The organism is Martinezella tropici, from assembly GCF_008370325.1.
Classification (GTDB): domain Bacteria; phylum Pseudomonadota; class Alphaproteobacteria; order Rhizobiales; family Rhizobiaceae; genus Rhizobium; species Rhizobium tropici_B.
Genome location: NZ_VNIP01000008.1, coordinates 447,424 through 462,920, shown reverse-complemented (window position 1 = coordinate 462,920; position 15,497 = coordinate 447,424). Strand labels below are relative to the sequence as shown.

Here is a 15,497-nt window from a genome sequence, read left to right as displayed (position 1 = left end):
TCAATTTTTATGATATAAGCGAAGGCGTATTCTCTCAAGCACCAAAAGCTTGAGAGAATTTCCATGACTGATGCGACGATACCTGACAGCGAACGGAACCATCAGGATGCCCAGAAGGCACGGCGCGCCATACTTTCGGCATTCTGCGCCTGCCTGATCGGCATCGGGCTTGCCCGCTTTGCCTATACGCCGCTTCTGCCTGTCATCGTCGATGAGCATTGGTTCGAGGCACCGGCGGCGGCCTATCTTGGTGCGGCAAATCTCTCCGGCTATCTGGTCGGCGCCTTGCTCGGACGACCGGTCGCTGCGCGTATTTCCACCGTCTTGACGCTCAGGATCATGATGTTTGGCGCAACCGCTGCATTCTTCGCCTGCGCGTTCCCGTTAAGCTTCCTGTGGTTCTTCGCCTGGCGTTTCGCGGCCGGCCTTGCCGGTGGCGCCTTGATGGTCCTCGCAGCGCCGACCGTCTTGCCACTGATCGCGCCGTCGCGCCGAGGGCTTGCAAGCGGCGTGATTTTCATGGGCATCGGCGCTGGCGTTGCCCTGTCGGGCACGCTGGTTCCCCTACTGCTACAACAAGGGTTACGTGAGACGTGGCTCGGCCTCGGCGTCCTGTCGCTGCTGCTCACGAGCATTGCCTGGGCCGGGTGGCCCCGCGAAATCGCCGACCATTCCGCACAGCCCCGCCATGCCACGCATGTGTCGAAGCGCTGGACACTGCGCGCGCTTTATATCGAATATGCGCTGAATGCCGCCGGCTGGGTTCCGCATATGATCTTCCTCGTGGATTTCGTTGCCCGCGGCTTGGGACATGGCCTGCAGGTCGGCGCGGAATACTGGGTGCTGTTCGGCCTCGGCGCGACCATCGGCCCCATTCTTGCCGGCCATCTCGCCGATCGCACCGGTTTTGCCGCGGCGCTGCGATTTGCCTTTCTGCTTGAAGCCTTCGCAGTCGCCATCCCGGCCCTGGGTCTCGGACAGGCTTGGCTTATCGCTTCGAGCCTGATCGTCGGCGCATTCGTGACCGGCACGGTTCCCTTGATGCTCGGCAGGATCGCGGAATTATTGCCGCACCATCCAGCGCAGCAGAAGGTCGCCTGGAGCCTGGCAACCGTATTTTTTGCACTGTTCCAGGCTGCCGCGGCTTACGGACTTTCCTTCGTCTTCGCCCGAACCGGCGGAAATTATTACGTGCTCTTCTTCATCGGAACCGGTGCCATGGTCCTCGCCTTGACGATCGACCTCGCCGTCGCGGTGTTGGTTCGCGGCCCACGGGAGCGCACCCAGGGTCATGACGTATAACAATAGGAGAACAAGACATGACAAAGCTTTTGACTGAAATTACCGGCCGCGAAAACATGGTGGGCGATGGCGGTGCCCTCGATGCACTTATCGGCTTCTACCGCGCTTTCAATGCCGGCGACCTGAATGCCTTGGCCGCCAACTGGGCCGATGGCGACAAGGCAAGCATGGACAATCCTATCGGAGGCATTAGGCGCGGATGGCCATCGATCCGCGATGGTTATTCAAAACTGTTTGCGGGAAAGGCGAACGTCCGGGTCGCATTCCACGATTTTACCAGCCAGGGCGGCGATGATTGGCATCTGTTCGTCGGACGGGAAAAAGGAAGCTGCGTCACAGCTGAGGGGAGCATTGAACTTCGCATTCGCACCACGCGCTGGTTCACCAAGATCGACGGCCTCTGGCGGCAGCTTCATCATCACGGCTCCATCGAGGAACCTGCCCTGCTTGCAGCCTATCAGCAGATCATCTTCGGTGCACCGCTGGATCGGCCGGCGTAGCTTTCGTCGTAAGATTTTAATCACACGGGCGATATCATGCCCACATGGTGCCAAAGTTTCAGGCGAGTTGAGGTTCATGAGGCGTTTTTTGCTGTTGCTCGCCAGCCTGTCCATCACCTGTCTGGGCTCATTTGCGCCGCCGGCGCATGCGGAGGGATTCGTCCGCGCCGATCATCAGCAAATCGTCGATGGCGAGGGCGATCAGCTCATCCTGCGCGGTCTCGGCCTTGGAGGATGGATGGTGCAGGAAGGCTACATGATGGGCCTTTCCAATCTGAAGGCGCAACACATCATTCGCCACCGCATTTCCAAGCTCATCGGCGAGAAAAGGACCGAGCAGTTCTATCAATCCTGGCGCGACAATGGCGTAACGAAAGCCGATATCGATGCAATGGGCGGATGGGGGTTCAACAGCGTGCGCCTGCCGATGCACTGGAAATTGTTTATCAAGAATAGAGGCAGCAAGGGTGCATCAAAAGATATCGTTTGGAACGAAGAAGGTTTTCGGCGGATCGATGCGCTGATCGGCTGGCTGAAGGCCAACGATATGTATCTGATCCTCGATTTGCACGCAGCGCCCGGTGGCCAGGGACATGATATCGCCATCTCGGACCGTGATCCAAACAAGCCATCGCTATGGGACAGCAGCGAAAACCAGGCGACGATGATCGCCCTCTGGAGCGAGATCGCGCGCCGCTACAGGAACGAACCGACGATTGCGGGATACGATCTGCTCAACGAACCGAATTGGGGCTTCCAGGACAAGAGCGACAAGGGCGGCTGCCGCGAGGCTGAAAACCGGCCATTGCGCGACATCTATCAGCTCACTATCCACGCCATTCGCGCGATCGACACTAACCACATGCTGATCATCGAAGGCAATTGCTGGGGCAACAATTATGCCGGCGTGCTGCCGATCGATGATCGCAACACGGCGCTCAGCTTTCACAAATACTGGACGCCGACGACGCAGGAATCGATCGAACCGTTCCTGAAGCTGCGCGAGCAATATGATATGCCGCTCTGGAACGGCGAATCCGGCGAGAACAACAATGACTGGTATGCCCGCGCCGTGGCACTGCAGGAGAAGAACGGCATCGGCTGGTCGTGGTGGCCTCTGAAGAAAATCGGCGCGGGCAACCCGCTCGAAATCAAGGCGAATGCAAACTACCGCCGTTTGATTGCCTATCTCCGCGGAGAGGGCAAGAAACCTTCGGCCGAACACGCCTTCGCGGGATTGATGCAGCTGGCAAACGACAGCCGTTTCGACCGGAACATCCGTCATCAGGGCGTGATCGACGCATTGATGGGGGCCTCGCGCAGACCAGGCATGCCCGATTAGGGTCGTTTGGTCATTCGCGCAGCTGAATTCGCCCTACCCCACCGCGTGCCGGATCGTTTTCGACAGGCGCAAGAGGAATCGAGGCCTCGACGAGGCAACGAGCTTCCATGAAAGAATTGCTTTTGCCATATGGCGAGGAAGGATGCCGACGGAAAGAAACCAGGCAGCCAGCATCGCACGGCGCCTTCTGGATGCATTCATCTTCAGGCTGGCGACCGCTCCGGCGGCGCCGAGAGAGAGCCGGGAATCCTCAGCAACAGGATGTTGTTCCCTGTCGATGCAAAGCGATGCGAGACGTTCCTCCAAATGCACCGGATCGCGCAGACCGGCATCCTGAGGTACTTCCAGGCCGATCTCCGCCGCCTGATCCGACAGGGCCTCCAGCCGGCGAAAATCATGCTGTATGCGCCAGCGCGCGCGCCGGCCGAGCCTTTCCGCAAAGACGGAATGATTGGCGCCGTGAATACGATAGGCACCCAGGCAATCATCGATGGATGTCACCTCGCCATGCAGGGGCGCAACCGTCGCCAGATATCCGTCGGCGCCCTGTCGAAACTTCTTTTCCGGAACGGGCATCACCCTATCGAGAACCGAGCGGTTGAATGCCAGGCCGCTCGTGACGGTCGTCTGATAGCGCCCCTTTCGCAATAGCTCCGGGGTGACGTCGCCGGAATCGAAAGGTAATTCCGCAGGTGGAAACACGTCCTTCACCTGCATGTATTCATCGACGATATGCAGCCTGAACTGCATCTGGGCAGTCTTCTCTTCCCAGGCTTCGACGACCTCCGACACCGCATTCGGATAGAGATAATCATCCGCATCGAGAAACAGCACGATCTTGCCGCGACTGGATGCGAAGCCTGTATTGAATGCCGCGGCATGTCCGCCATTCACCTCTCTGAGACAGGTCTTAATTCGTGAGTCATAAGCGGCAATGACATCGGCTGTCGCATCCGTCGATGCATCATCGACGACGATCACTTCGGCATTGTCGTAGTCCTGTTCCAATGCGCTATCGATGGCGCGCCTCAAAAAATGGGCGTAATTATAGTTGGCGATAACGATGGAAACGGGAATGCGGTCTTGGATGGGATACATCGCATTGAACCTCGCAGATCTGCTTTGGCCGCGGCGAACCTTCTCATCAGGTCCTGTGATTGAACCCGCTGACAGCGGGATGGGTATGGCGCACGAGTGGCGTCAACGAATATCTCAAGCAGCGGCTGTCAGGATCGTATCGATCCGCCCTGCATTCCCGAGCCTCTTCAGTTTTATGGCTTTTGAATGACCGGCACTCCTGATTTGAATGCCGGTCGTTCCATCCGCTACGCCGTCGTTTCAATTTGCCTCGCAGCGTTGGGTGGCCGAAGAGCTTGCGGCGCATCCTCATAAGCCTTTTGCAATTCAGCATTTTTCAGCGCCGGGACCGTCGCCCGTTCGCCTGCAAGCCCCGCCACGGATACCTCGATCATCGTTCCGCGGACATTACGGCCTGTCGGCGGACAGTCACGATTTTCGACCCTTCTGGAACTGGAACCAAAATCGGATCGTGCTCAGCGCACGCTCGACCTTGCGGCGCGAAACCCGCGCAAGATTGCGTCCGCCGAGGAACTGGCACAGGCGGCAAGCCTCAGTCCTTGCCAGTTCAACCGCGTCTTCCGCAGCGAAACCGGCCAGCACCGGGTGCGTAAACAAGAGGAAGCTCTTATGGAGCGACAGGACCTGCCAAAAGCAATGCGCCGCAATCACACGTTCAAAGGCGGCGCCACCGTTGTCCGACGATGTGAGTAGGCTTCAAACACCAAGACATATTGCAGTGTTTACATTGACTGCTTGGAATGACCTTGCACGCCGTGCCACCGTTTCGCCATCCATTTCCCTGCATAAGAAATGATGCGATGGCTCTGCGGTAGTCTCAACACTTCGGAGACTTCCTGTTTGATCACGGACCGAACAGGAAGCTTTAAAGCCAATCGATGATTGCAAGATCAAAGCCCGCTCGAAGCGGGCCTTATCATCTACTCAGCGGCGCTTGCAGCCTTTGTCTTGCGAGCGCGCTTCGGCTTTACCGCTTCTACCGCGACCGGCGCGGCAGCTGCGGGAGCAGTCTTTGCCCGAGTGGCCCTTGGTGCGGACTTGCTTACGGCAGGCTTGGCAGCCGGCTTTGCCGCTGCAGGCTTGGCCTTTGCCTTGCCCTTCGAAGCAGCTGCCTTGCCGTCCGTCTTTGCCGCATTGAGAAGTGCGACGCGACGCTTGCGGTTCTGTTCGAGCGCCTGCTGGAAGCCGACATCATTTTCCGCATGATAAGCAAGATCGTCGAGGAACTCCGCGACGTCCTTGACCGCATCGACGACGACATAGCTCAGTCCATGGCCAGCATTGATGGAGTCACGACCGACCGTCACGCCAAAACCGCCGGGCACGCGCTGGAACCACGTGGAGCGCCACTTCTTGAAGCCGGAGCTATCGCGCTCGTACTCCTCCAGATATGCCTTCTGTTCCGCTACTCGTGCACGAAACGTATCAACGACATTCCGTGCGCCAGCCTTCGGCTTATCAGCCTTCTTCGAAGACCATTTATCGAGAAAGTTTGCCATTAGTCTGCTCTCTTCAGGTTAGCGTTCCTTGCCAAGCCGCCGTTGCTCATGAGGCGATGACGGAGCTCCTCCACATGGATGCCCGCACAAATGTAAAGGATAGATGTATAATGGCAACATCATCCGTTATTATTATCGATAATTGGACCCCCGCGGCTGCGCTATTTGCCGCTCTTTGAAAGCCAGGAAGCACGAATCGTGCGGTTTTCCCTATTGTGAGAGTGGCCGCATCATCGATTGAGCAGCGTGATCCATGTTATCGCGATCATGATTTTGAGCTCGACAAGTCGGTGCTGCGATCGCATGCCCGTTGGAAATACTCTATGGCGTTGCCGGAAATCAGCGGGAATATCTGGAGGTCAAGTGATGCCGGCTTTTGGCTTTCATTGCTGCTTTGCTGTCCGGCAAACTGATATCGCTTCGCCAAAATGGCACCGTGAGCGCAGGTAGGCAAGCTTGCTCCCCCCATGTTCCTCCCAGCCCCAGCGCATCATGCTGCGCGCGTCTATTCCTCTTTGTACCGCCCTCAGCATCTGATCGTTGGGATCGAGGATGGAACGTCATTGCACCGCCGTGATCGAGGTTTTCATAGCCTTGTGCCCACATCTCCGAACAAGACGGTCGCGGCGTTGACGACGCCATCAATCGGCAGCTTGTTATGCGCATCCCCTGCATCACGCCGACGCCTGCACGAACAGCATCATGATCCCTAGCCGGCACTATCCGCACCGGCCAGGGATCATGGATTATCAGGCCACCCGCTTCAGCGCGTCACCAAGCATGGAGACGATCGTCTCGATCTCAGCGCGCTCGATGATCAGTGGCGGAGAGAGCGCGATGATGTCGCCCGTCACGCGGATCAGCAGGCCCTTCTGGAAGCAATCGACGAAGACGTCATAGGCGCGCGTGCCGGGAGCACCATCGCGCGGCGCGAGCTCGATGGCACCGACGAGGCCAAGATTGCGGATATCGATCACGTGCGGCAGGCCCTTCAGCGAATGCAGCGCATTCTGCCATTCGTCCGCGAGCTCGCTTGCGCGCGTCAGCAGGCCTTCCTCTTCGTAGATTTCCATGGTCGCGAGACCGGCGGCACAGGCAACCGGATGCCCCGAATAGGTATAGCCGTGGAATAGCTCGATCTGGTTTTCCGGGCCGGTCATGAGGCCATCATAGGCCTTGCGGCTGGCAAAGACGGCGCCCATCGGAATCGTGCCGTTGGTGATGCCTTTCGCAGTCGTGACGAGATCGGGAACGACACCGAAATACTCCGTCGCAAACGGCGTACCGAGACGACCAAAGCCGGTGATCACTTCATCGAAAATCAATAGGATGCCGTATTTGTCGGCAATCGCCCGTAGTCGCTCCAGATAGCCCTTCGGCGGCAGGATGACGCCGGCGGAGCCGGACATCGGCTCGACGATGACAGCGGCGATCGTCTCAGCGCCATGCAGCGCGACCAGCCGTTCCAGATCTTCGGCAAGCTCCACTCCATGAGCCGGAAGACCCTTGCTGAAGGCGTTGCGCTCGATGTCGAGCGTATGGCGCATGTGGTCGGCGGGGATTTGCGGGAAAACGCGACGGTTGTTGACGAGACCGCCGACAGAGATGCCGCCGAAGCCGACGCCGTGATAACCCTTTTCCCGGCCGATAATGCGGGTGCGTGTGCCCTGCCCGATCGCGCGCTGATAGGCGATGGCGATCTTCAGCGCGGTGTCGACGGATTCAGAGCCCGAGCCGGTGAAGAACACGCGGTCGAGCCCGGCTTCCGGGCCGCCCGGCGCGTGTGCAGCGAGCTTTGCGGCAAAATCGAAGGCGATCGGATGACCCATCTGGAAAGTCGGGGCAAAATCCATGGTGGAAAGCTGGCGCTCGACGGCCTGCGCTATCTTCTTGCGGCCGTGGCCGGCATTGACGCACCAGAGGCCCGCCGTCCCATCAAGCACCTTATTGCCATCGACATCGGTGTAATACATGCCGTCGGCGGCTGCGAGCAGCCGGGGTGCTGCCTTGAACTGCCGGTTTGCCGTGAACGGCATCCAGAAATTGTCGAGAACAGGGGTATTGGGATGGGTGATCTTATCCATTGTCGCCTCCATTGCGCTGTCTTTGACATCAGCGATTTTCCTGTTCCGAACAAGTCCTTTTCTATCTACATTTAAGTTATTGATTTTGTTTCATCGGCATGAAATGTTTTCGATATTTCGAACATCTGAAACCCGAGGCCGTGATGTCCGTCGATATCGGCAATCGTCTGCGTCATCTGCGTCTGGCGCGCAATCTTTCGCAGCGCGAGCTTGCCAAGCGCGCCGGCGTGACCAATTCGACAATCTCCTTGATCGAATCCAATTCGGCCAATCCATCCGTCGGCGCGCTGAAGCGCATTCTCGATGGCATCCCGATCGGCCTTGCCGAATTCTTCGCCTTCGAGCCGGAAGCGCCGAAGAAGGCCTTCTATGCAGCCGAGGAATTGGTCGAGATCGGCAAAGGCCCGATTTCCTATCGCCAGATCGGCGAAAACCTCTTCGGGCGCAGCCTTCAGATCCTGAAGGAGTGCTATCAGCCGGGCGCCGATACCGGCAAGGTGCCGCTGGTGCATGAAGGAGAGGAAGGCGGCATCGTCCTGTCCGGCCGCCTGGAGGTAACCGTTGACGATGAACGACGCATTCTGGGTCCGGGCGACGCCTATTACTTCGAAAGCCGCCGGCCGCATCGCTTCCGCTGTGTCGGCCCGGTTCCTTGCGAGGTCATCAGCGCCTGCACGCCTCCGAGTTTTTAGATGCAGTAGCTGACGATCGCCTGGAAGATAGGACCGGACCGCAAAAGGGGGTTCGCCCCTCGTAAACGGAACGCTTTCACGGCCGGTCCCGCAGTCCTGCAGGCCGTGCCTGCAAGAGGCGGCGCTTTTGCGCACGCATTGCGGCAATATATGGGCGTCCGCTAAAGAATATGCAGCTAGATCGAATCGCGCGATATATGGTGCATCGATAGTGATCCCAGGCGACCATCAGGACCTGCCATTGAGGGCTTCTGACCAGCAAGGCATATATGATGACCGCAAGATCAATCCCCCACGCATTCATTCAAACTGCCCGCCTCCTGCTTCGTCCCACATCGGCGCCTGACGCCGAACGCGCGTTCGAAATCCAGAGCGACTGGAATGTGACGCGCATGCTGAGCAACGCCACCTATCCACCAGGCCGGCAAGATATCGAAAGCTGGTTTTCCAGCCACGGCCAAGAATGGGTCGACGGCACGGCTTACCGCTTTGCCATCGAGCAGGCGGGAAGAATGATCGGTGTCGTCGATGTCGATGGCATCAGCGGCGTCGAGGGCAGCCTTGGCTATTGGCTGGAGAAATCGGCCTGGGGCAAGGCCTACGCCTTCGAGGCGGCACAAGCACTGATCGGTTTCGTCTTCCACGAAGCCGGCCTGACGAGGCTCGAATCCGGCCATGCATCCGACAATCCCGCATCGGGACGAGTGCTGACGAAACTTGGCTTCGCACGGATCGACACCAGAGAGCTTTTCTCGCGCTCGCGACGCGAAACCATCATTCAATGCTGCTATATGCTTGAAAAGGAATGCACCCATCCTAGCCTTTAGGCTAATCGCTGGGCGCAACGAAGCCTTGCCTTCGAGCCTCCGACACATGAAGGAAAGGATCTGGCGACTACGAGGAATGTCCCTCGGCCGAGGTTCCTTCAGGCGATTGCTTGGGCGGAACATTGCTGTTTTGCTCAGCACGATCGCGATGCAAGGCCGCGCGGGCAAGCAGCATGAACGTGACCGGCGTCGTGACCGTTATGAAGACGCCGATCAGCAGCTCATGGATGACCAGCGACCGTGTAGAGATCGAAAAGAAGATCATCGAGGCGATCATGATCGCGCCGATGCCGCCGCTCGTTCCTAACGTCGGCGCGTGGATGCGCTCGTAGAACGTTCCAAGCCTCAGGAAGCCGATCGCACCGACGAGCGTGAGGAAAGCACCGAGGATGAGCAGCCCGCCAACGGGGATTGCAGCCCACAGGGGCAAGTTTTCAAACGGCGGATTCATTCGATCACCTCTCCGCGCATCAGGAATTTCGCGAGAGCAACGGTTGCGACAAAGCCGAGCACGCCGATGACGAGCGCTGCCTCGAAATAGACGACACGCCCGGTGCCGATGCCGAAGGTCAGCAGCAGCAGCATGGCGTTCACATAGAGTGTGTCGAGTGCAATGATGCGATCCTGCGCGCGCGGTCCACGAAACATGCGAATGGAAGCAATCACCATCGCAGCCACGATCATCAACTGTGCAGCCGCCACGGATATCTGGATGATCATGGCGCTCATGCGAATATCTCCATCAGCAAGCTTTCATAGCGATTGGTGACCGTGTCGCGCCATTTCGCCTCATTCTCAAGATCAAGGACATGCAGCAGCACGGTATTGTCATTGGAATCATATTCCAGCCATGCAGAGCCGGGCGTGCTGGTGAGGATAACGGCAAGGAGCGCAAGTGGAATCTGATCTCGCACCTGGAGTTCGAGGACAACAAAACCCGGATTCGTCTTGCGAGAACGACCTCTCAAAATGATCCACGCAACTTGCAGATTCGATTTCAAGACGTCGACAATAACGCGGAAAAAGAGTTTGGGCAGCAGATACCACTTCCGCAGCCGCGGCTTTTCGGGCTGCAACGATGCCATGCCCCAGGAAGCGAAAACGGCGACAATGACGCCGAGAACAAGCTGACCAAGCGTGAAGCCGTTCAGCAATAGCCACATCAGGATCAAGCTCAGTGCCAGAAACGGATAAGGCAACATCATAGGCCCCCCGCTTTGCTGGCTTCAGCTGCGGCAGTTGCCGACGCAACCACCGCATTACGGACAGCATCGACATAGACACTGGGATCGCTAAGCGTGCGGATGGTCGCATCCATGTACTGCATGACGGGACCGGCCCAGATGGTCAACGCCAGCGTCAAGGCCAGCAGTCCCATGACAGGCAATATCTCGATGACAAGCACGCGTGGAACCGTGCCCTCGAGCGAGCTCCAGAATGTACGTGTGCCGGCGCGCGTCATCGCGATCAGCGCGGCAATGCCTGAAAGGATGACGAGCAGGATCAAGGTCCAGACGGCGGCGCTCGGCGGAATGCCGATCGCGCCTGTTCCCATCATGGCGGAGAGCATGGCAAACTTGGCGACGAATCCGGAAAGCGGCGGCAGACCGGCAAGCAGGATGCCGCAGGCGGCGAAGCAGATGCCGAGCATCGCCATGGTGCCGGGCATGGTTACGCCATCGCCTTCCGTCGGCTCCTTCTCCTCGGCATCGCCATAGGCTTCCATCGTGACGGCGAGAACGCTGGCGCCCGCATCCTGCCCGCGCTCGACGAGCTCGATCAACATGAAGAAGGCGCTGATCGTCAGCGTCGAACTGACAAGATACATCAAGGCGCCGGACGAAATGGAGCCATCATTGATACCAATCACCATCAGCAGCGTGCCGGACGAGACGAGCACGGAAAAACCAGCCAGCCGACCAAGCGCCTGCGACGCCAGCACGCCGACCGTGCCGAAGATCAGCGTTGCCATGCCACCGTAAAGAAGCACGATAGCGCCGAAGCCGGCGGACGGGCCGGTGCTGAACAGGAGCATGGTCAGCCGCAGAATGACATAGATGCCGAGCTTGCTGAGAATGGCAAAGATGCCGGCGACCGGCGCCGACGCCGCGCTATAGGCCGTCGGCAGCCAGAAGCAGAGCGGCCACATGCCGGCCTTGATGAGGAACGCAATGCCGAGCACGCCGGCGCCGGCCTGCATCAGCATGCGGCGATCGGCCGACATTTCCGGGATGCGTACGGCCAGATCCGCCATGTTCAGCGTTCCCGCCGTGCCATAGATCAGGCTGACACCGATGAGAAAGAGCAGCGCGGCCGCGAGGTTGACGGCAATGTAGTGCATGCCCGCCTTGACGCGGAGAGGCCCGGAACCGTGCAGGAGGAGTCCGTAGGAGGCCGCCAGCATGATCTCGAAGAAGACGAAGAGGTTGAAGAGATCGCCGGTCAGGAATGCGCCGTTGACGCCCATCAGCAGCAGCTGGAACATGGTATGGAAATGTGCGCCGACTGCATGCCAGCGCGCCAGCGAGAATATCAGCGCAGCAACGGCGACGATGGATGTCAGCAGCAGCATGAGTACCGAAAGCCCATCGAGCACGAGCACGATGCCGAAGGGCACGCTCCAGTTTCCAAGCAGATAGGCACGCTCCAGGCCTGCCGGTCCGCCTTCTGAGTGAAAGAGCGCAAGCGCAATGCCCACCAACAGCACCGTGGCCGTCAGACTGATGAGCGCCTTCAGCGTACGCGAGCGCTCATCGATGAACACGAGCAGTGCGCCGGCAATAAGGGGCACAAGGATCGGCGCGATGATCAGATGATGCGACCAACCTGTCATTTCCGATCGCTCCTTCCATCAACATGGTCCGTGCCGGTCAGGCCGCGCGAGGCAAGCAGCACGACGAGGAACAGCGCCGTGGTCGCAAAACCGATGACGATCGCCGTCAATACCAGCGCCTGCGGCACGGGGTCCGCCAGCGCATGCGTCGCAGTGCCGTCGCCAAGCAGCGGCGGCACATTCGTCTTCACGCCGCCGACGCCGAAGATGAAGAGATTGACGGCATATGAGAGCAGCGACAGTCCGATGATGACCTGGTAGGTGCGCGGACGCAGGATCAGCCAGACGCCGCAGGCCGTCATCACACCGATCGCAATGGACAAGATGAGTTCCATCAGTCCCCCTTTGCCTTGTCGGCATCCAGCGCGCGCAAGCGGTTGATACGCAGCGACTGGTGCGCGAGAGCCACGAGGATCAAAACCGTGGAGCCGACGACCAACAGGAAGACGCCGAGATCGAAGAGAAGCGCGCTTGCCGCCGGCACCTTGCCGATCAACGGCACGTCCAGATACTGGAAATGCGATGTAAGGAAGGGATAGCCGAAGAACCAGGCGCCCATGCCAGTGGCGGTTGCGACCAGAAGCCCGGCTCCCATCCATCGCAGCGGCAGGATGCGGATGCGATCTTCCGCCCAGCGTGTACCGCCAGCGAGATATTGCAGCAGGAAGCCGACCGAGAGCGTCAGGCCGGCCGAGAAGCCGCCGCCCGGCGCATCATGCCCGCGCATGAAGATATAGACCGACAGGGCGATCACGAAGGGGAACATCCACTGCATGATGACCGACGGCACGAGCAGATAGTCGCGCACGGTATCGCCGGCCGAACGTTCGGGCCGCTCCTCGTCGAAACGGTTCTGGATCTGCTGCTGTTCCGGCATTTCCATACTGTCGGGCGCCGGGCGGAAACGGCGCAGCAGTGCATAGACGGTCAGCGCGACGACGCCGAGGACGGCGATTTCACCCAAAGTATCGAAGCCGCGGAAATCGACCAGGATCACGTTGACGACGTTGCGGCCGCCGCCCTTCGAATAGGCATTTTCGAGGAAATAATTCGCAATGGCGTCGGGCACCGGCATGGTCATGACAGCATAGGAGACGAACATCATGCCGACGCCGCAGATGACGGCCAGTGCCAGATCGCGGAAGCGGCGGAAACGGGCGCGCAGGTCGACCGTATCATCGATGCCTTCCGTCCGCTTCGGCAGCCAGCGTAAGCCCAGCAGGATGAGAACCGTCGTGACGATCTCGACGAGAAGCTGGGTGATGGCAAGATCCGGCGCGGAAAGCCAGACGAAAGTCATGCAGACGATCAGCCCGACGCCGCCCAGCATCACGAGCGCGACAAGCCGGTGATATTTGGCAAAAAAGGCGGTGCCGATCGCAAGGCAGATACCGATCGCCCAGATGGAGGCAAAGACCGGATCGGCGCCCGAAAAGGCAAAATGCTTCGCCTCGAAGCCCGACAGATAGAGCGGCAGCAGGCCGGCCGCAAAGCCCGTTGTCACCACCCAGCGAAGCTGCGGCTGCAGCTTGCGCGTGCCGATCCGCTTTTCGGCCATTCTCGCCCAGTGCCAGGAAACCTCCACCAGCACGCGCTCGAAAATGCGCTGCCCCTTCAGGCGGCGGAAAATCGGCGGGCCATCGTCGCAGCGCGACAGATAATCCTTGAAGACGAAATAGAACACTGTCCCGCCGACAAGTGCGATGATGCTCATGACGAGCGGCAGATTGAAGCCGTGCCAAAGCGAGAGGCTGTATTGCGGCGTATCGGCATTCAAAACGCTGACGACGGCTGCCTGCAGGAAGGGCGCGACCGAAAGAGCCGGAACGATGCCGACGACAAGGCAAACGACGACCAGGAGCTCGATCGGGAAGCGCATCGAGCGTGGCGGCTCATGCGGCTTGGCGATCGGCAGGTCTGTCGGCGCCGGACCGAAGAAGACCGTCTGAATGAAGCGCAGCGAATAGGCGACGCTGAAGGCGCTTGCAAGCGTCGCCACATAGGGAAGCATGCGATCGAGGATGGAATCGGCATGGGTTTCGATCGCTTCGGCGAAGAACATCTCCTTCGAGAGAAAACCGTTGAGCAGCGGGACGCCGGCCATGGCGGCACTCGCGACGATCGCGAGCGATCCTGTAAACGGCAGATAGCGGAACAAGCCGCTTAAACGACGCATATCGCGCGTGCCCGTTTCGTGATCGATGATGCCAGCCGCCATGAACAGCGATGCCTTGAACGTCGCGTGGTTCAGCATGTGGAAGATGGCGGCAACCGTGGCAAGCGGGCTGCCGAGGCTGAGCAAGGTGGTGATGAGGCCGAGATGGCTGATCGTCGAATAGGCGAGCAGCCCCTTCAGATCCTGCTGGAACATCGCGAAATAGGCACCCAGCAACAGCGTGGTGATGCCGGCCGCGCCGACGATATAGAACCATTCGTTCGTACCGGCCAGAACCGGCCAGAAGCGCGCCAGCAGAAAGACGCCCGCTTTCACCAGCGTGGCGGAATGTAGATAGGCCGAGACCGGCGTCGGCGCCGCCATCGCATTCGGAAGCCAGAAATGGAACGGGAATTGCGCACTTTTCGTCAGTGCTCCCAGCAGGATGAGTATCAGCGCAGGCAGGTAAAGCGGATGATTGCGGATGATATCGCCCGAAGCCAGGATCTTATCCAGATCGTAGCTGCCGACGATATGGCCGATCAGGATCAGGCCGATCAGCAGGCAGAACCCGCCGATCCCGGTGATGGTCAACGCCATGCGCGCGCCATCACGGGCGGCGGCGGTGTTGTGCCAATAGCTGATCAGCAGGAAGGAAAAGATGCTCGTCAACTCCCAGAATATCGAGAGCAGAATGACATTGCCCGAAAGCACGATGCCGAGCATCGCCCCCATGAAGGCCAGCAGGAAGGAGAAGAAGCGGGGAACCGGATCCTCTTCCGACATGTAGTAGCGGGCATAGACGATGACGAGAAAACCGATCGCCGTAATGATGACCGAGAAGAGCCAGGCGAAACCATCCAGTCTGAGGCTGAAATCGAGCCCCAGCTGCGGCAGCCACGCGATGCTGTATCGCACCACGCCGCCATCCCTGACGGCGGGATAGAAGCTCGCGGAAATCAGCAGCGCCAGAAATGTGACCGCTCCGGCGATCGAGGCCGGACCGCGCCGCGACTGCGTGCGCAACAGGCAGAGGGAAAGGAGACTTCCGATAAACGGCAGAGCCAAAAGTGCTAGAATGAAAACCGGCCCGCTGGTTATCCCAAAACGTCATTCCTTCGTTTGGCCGGATAACGTCAGACTGCCGCGGCAGCAAAACCCCTAG

The 15,497-nt window shown here is 59.3% G+C and carries 15 protein-coding genes; 5 read left to right on the top strand and 10 right to left on the bottom strand.

The features are described 5' to 3' along the window. Positions 1-63 precede the first annotated feature (63 nt). The 3 genes from FP026_RS15320 to FP026_RS15310 all read left to right on the top strand — a co-directional run bounded on the left by FP026_RS15320 (position 64) and on the right by FP026_RS15310 (position 3,144). Positions 64-1,302: a YbfB/YjiJ family MFS transporter gene (locus FP026_RS15320; RefSeq protein WP_149635468.1), complete on the top strand. Its 1,239-nt coding sequence runs from the start codon at positions 64-66 to the stop codon at positions 1,300-1,302. Between the two features lie 17 nt (positions 1,303-1,319). Then, complete coding sequence (locus FP026_RS15315) at positions 1,320-1,802, top strand: YybH family protein (RefSeq protein ID WP_149635467.1); 483 nt, start codon at positions 1,320-1,322, stop codon at positions 1,800-1,802. 76 nt (positions 1,803-1,878) lie between these two features. Next, complete coding sequence (locus tag FP026_RS15310) at positions 1,879-3,144, top strand: glycoside hydrolase family 5 protein (protein ID WP_149635466.1); 1,266 nt, start codon at positions 1,879-1,881, stop codon at positions 3,142-3,144. Between the two features lie 33 nt (positions 3,145-3,177). On the opposite strand, the gene FP026_RS15305 is transcribed toward FP026_RS15310, so the two are convergent. The 4 genes from FP026_RS15305 to FP026_RS15290 form a co-directional block, all read right to left on the bottom strand. Continuing rightward, positions 3,178-4,242, bottom strand: a complete 1,065-nt coding sequence (locus FP026_RS15305) for a glycosyltransferase (RefSeq protein ID WP_149635465.1) — start codon at positions 4,240-4,242, stop codon at positions 3,178-3,180. A 408-nt stretch (positions 4,243-4,650) separates the two neighbouring features. After that, positions 4,651-4,839 (bottom strand): hypothetical protein, encoded by a 189-nt coding sequence (locus tag FP026_RS30950; RefSeq protein ID WP_188112584.1) that lies wholly within the window; start codon positions 4,837-4,839, stop codon positions 4,651-4,653. A 323-nt stretch (positions 4,840-5,162) separates the two neighbouring features. Further along, positions 5,163-5,741, bottom strand: coding sequence for a hypothetical protein (locus tag FP026_RS15295; RefSeq protein WP_149635464.1), 579 nt, complete (start codon positions 5,739-5,741; stop codon positions 5,163-5,165). 749 nt (positions 5,742-6,490) lie between these two features. Next, positions 6,491-7,825 carry an aspartate aminotransferase family protein gene (locus FP026_RS15290; protein ID WP_149635463.1) on the bottom strand — a complete coding sequence of 445 codons (1,335 nt, stop codon included), beginning with the start codon at positions 7,823-7,825 and terminating at the stop codon, positions 6,491-6,493. Positions 7,826-7,968: 143 nt separating this feature from the next. Here FP026_RS15290 and FP026_RS15285 point away from each other — a divergent pair, with 143 nt between their 5' ends. Both FP026_RS15285 and FP026_RS15280 read left to right on the top strand, forming a co-directional pair. Beyond that, complete coding sequence (locus FP026_RS15285; RefSeq protein WP_149635462.1) at positions 7,969-8,517, top strand: cupin domain-containing protein; 549 nt, start codon at positions 7,969-7,971, stop codon at positions 8,515-8,517. Between the two features lie 272 nt (positions 8,518-8,789). Continuing rightward, positions 8,790-9,344, top strand: coding sequence for a GNAT family N-acetyltransferase (locus FP026_RS15280; RefSeq protein ID WP_246665355.1), 555 nt, complete (start codon positions 8,790-8,792; stop codon positions 9,342-9,344). A 67-nt stretch (positions 9,345-9,411) separates the two neighbouring features. Here the strand turns inward: FP026_RS15280 and mnhG are convergent, their stop codons facing one another. From mnhG to FP026_RS15250, 6 genes are read right to left on the bottom strand one after another with little or no spacing between them, the layout of a single operon-like run. Then, positions 9,412-9,795 carry a monovalent cation/H(+) antiporter subunit G gene (gene mnhG, locus FP026_RS15275; RefSeq protein WP_149635460.1) on the bottom strand — a complete coding sequence of 128 codons (384 nt, stop codon included), beginning with the start codon at positions 9,793-9,795 and terminating at the stop codon, positions 9,412-9,414. Then, positions 9,792-10,073, bottom strand: a complete 282-nt coding sequence (locus tag FP026_RS15270; RefSeq protein ID WP_149635459.1) for a K+/H+ antiporter subunit F — start codon at positions 10,071-10,073, stop codon at positions 9,792-9,794. The genes mnhG and FP026_RS15270 overlap by 4 nt, the downstream gene beginning before the upstream one ends. Further along, the gene (locus tag FP026_RS15265; protein ID WP_149635458.1) at positions 10,070-10,546 is read right to left on the bottom strand and encodes a Na+/H+ antiporter subunit E; all 477 of its coding nucleotides are present in this window, start codon (positions 10,544-10,546) and stop codon (positions 10,070-10,072) included. Before FP026_RS15265 ends, FP026_RS15270 begins: the two co-directional genes overlap by 4 nt. Next, the gene (locus FP026_RS15260) at positions 10,546-12,177 is read right to left on the bottom strand and encodes a monovalent cation/H+ antiporter subunit D (protein WP_149635457.1); all 1,632 of its coding nucleotides are present in this window, start codon (positions 12,175-12,177) and stop codon (positions 10,546-10,548) included. The genes FP026_RS15265 and FP026_RS15260 overlap by 1 nt, the downstream gene beginning before the upstream one ends. Then, positions 12,174-12,512: a Na+/H+ antiporter subunit C gene (locus FP026_RS15255; protein ID WP_015342763.1), complete on the bottom strand. Its 339-nt coding sequence runs from the start codon at positions 12,510-12,512 to the stop codon at positions 12,174-12,176. The genes FP026_RS15260 and FP026_RS15255 overlap by 4 nt, the downstream gene beginning before the upstream one ends. Further along, positions 12,512-15,433, bottom strand: coding sequence for a monovalent cation/H+ antiporter subunit A (locus FP026_RS15250; protein ID WP_246665372.1), 2,922 nt, complete (start codon positions 15,431-15,433; stop codon positions 12,512-12,514). The genes FP026_RS15255 and FP026_RS15250 overlap by 1 nt, the downstream gene beginning before the upstream one ends. Between the last annotated feature and the right edge of the window lie 64 nt (positions 15,434-15,497).

Bases quoted from the DNA above. Each gene is read 5' to 3' on its own strand.
- mnhG (WP_149635460.1), bottom strand. From the start codon at position 9,795: ATGAATCCGCCGTTTGAAAACTTGCCCCTGTGGGCTGCAATCCCCGTT.
- FP026_RS15320 (WP_149635468.1), top strand. From the start codon at position 64: ATGACTGATGCGACGATACCTGACAGCGAACGGAACCATCAGGATGCC.
- FP026_RS15315 (WP_149635467.1), top strand. From the start codon at position 1,320: ATGACAAAGCTTTTGACTGAAATTACCGGCCGCGAAAACATGGTGGGC.
- FP026_RS15290 (WP_149635463.1), bottom strand. From the start codon at position 7,825: ATGGATAAGATCACCCATCCCAATACCCCTGTTCTCGACAATTTCTGG.
- FP026_RS15265 (WP_149635458.1), bottom strand. From the start codon at position 10,546: ATGTTGCCTTATCCGTTTCTGGCACTGAGCTTGATCCTGATGTGGCTA.
- FP026_RS15260 (WP_149635457.1), bottom strand. From the start codon at position 12,177: ATGACAGGTTGGTCGCATCATCTGATCATCGCGCCGATCCTTGTGCCC.
- FP026_RS15305 (WP_149635465.1), bottom strand. From the start codon at position 4,242: ATGTATCCCATCCAAGACCGCATTCCCGTTTCCATCGTTATCGCCAAC.
- FP026_RS15280 (WP_246665355.1), top strand. From the start codon at position 8,790: ATGACCGCAAGATCAATCCCCCACGCATTCATTCAAACTGCCCGCCTC.
- FP026_RS15310 (WP_149635466.1), top strand. From the start codon at position 1,879: ATGAGGCGTTTTTTGCTGTTGCTCGCCAGCCTGTCCATCACCTGTCTG.
- FP026_RS15255 (WP_015342763.1), bottom strand. From the start codon at position 12,512: ATGGAACTCATCTTGTCCATTGCGATCGGTGTGATGACGGCCTGCGGC.
- FP026_RS15285 (WP_149635462.1), top strand. From the start codon at position 7,969: ATGTCCGTCGATATCGGCAATCGTCTGCGTCATCTGCGTCTGGCGCGC.
- FP026_RS15270 (WP_149635459.1), bottom strand. From the start codon at position 10,073: ATGAGCGCCATGATCATCCAGATATCCGTGGCGGCTGCACAGTTGATG.
- FP026_RS15295 (WP_149635464.1), bottom strand. From the start codon at position 5,741: ATGGCAAACTTTCTCGATAAATGGTCTTCGAAGAAGGCTGATAAGCCG.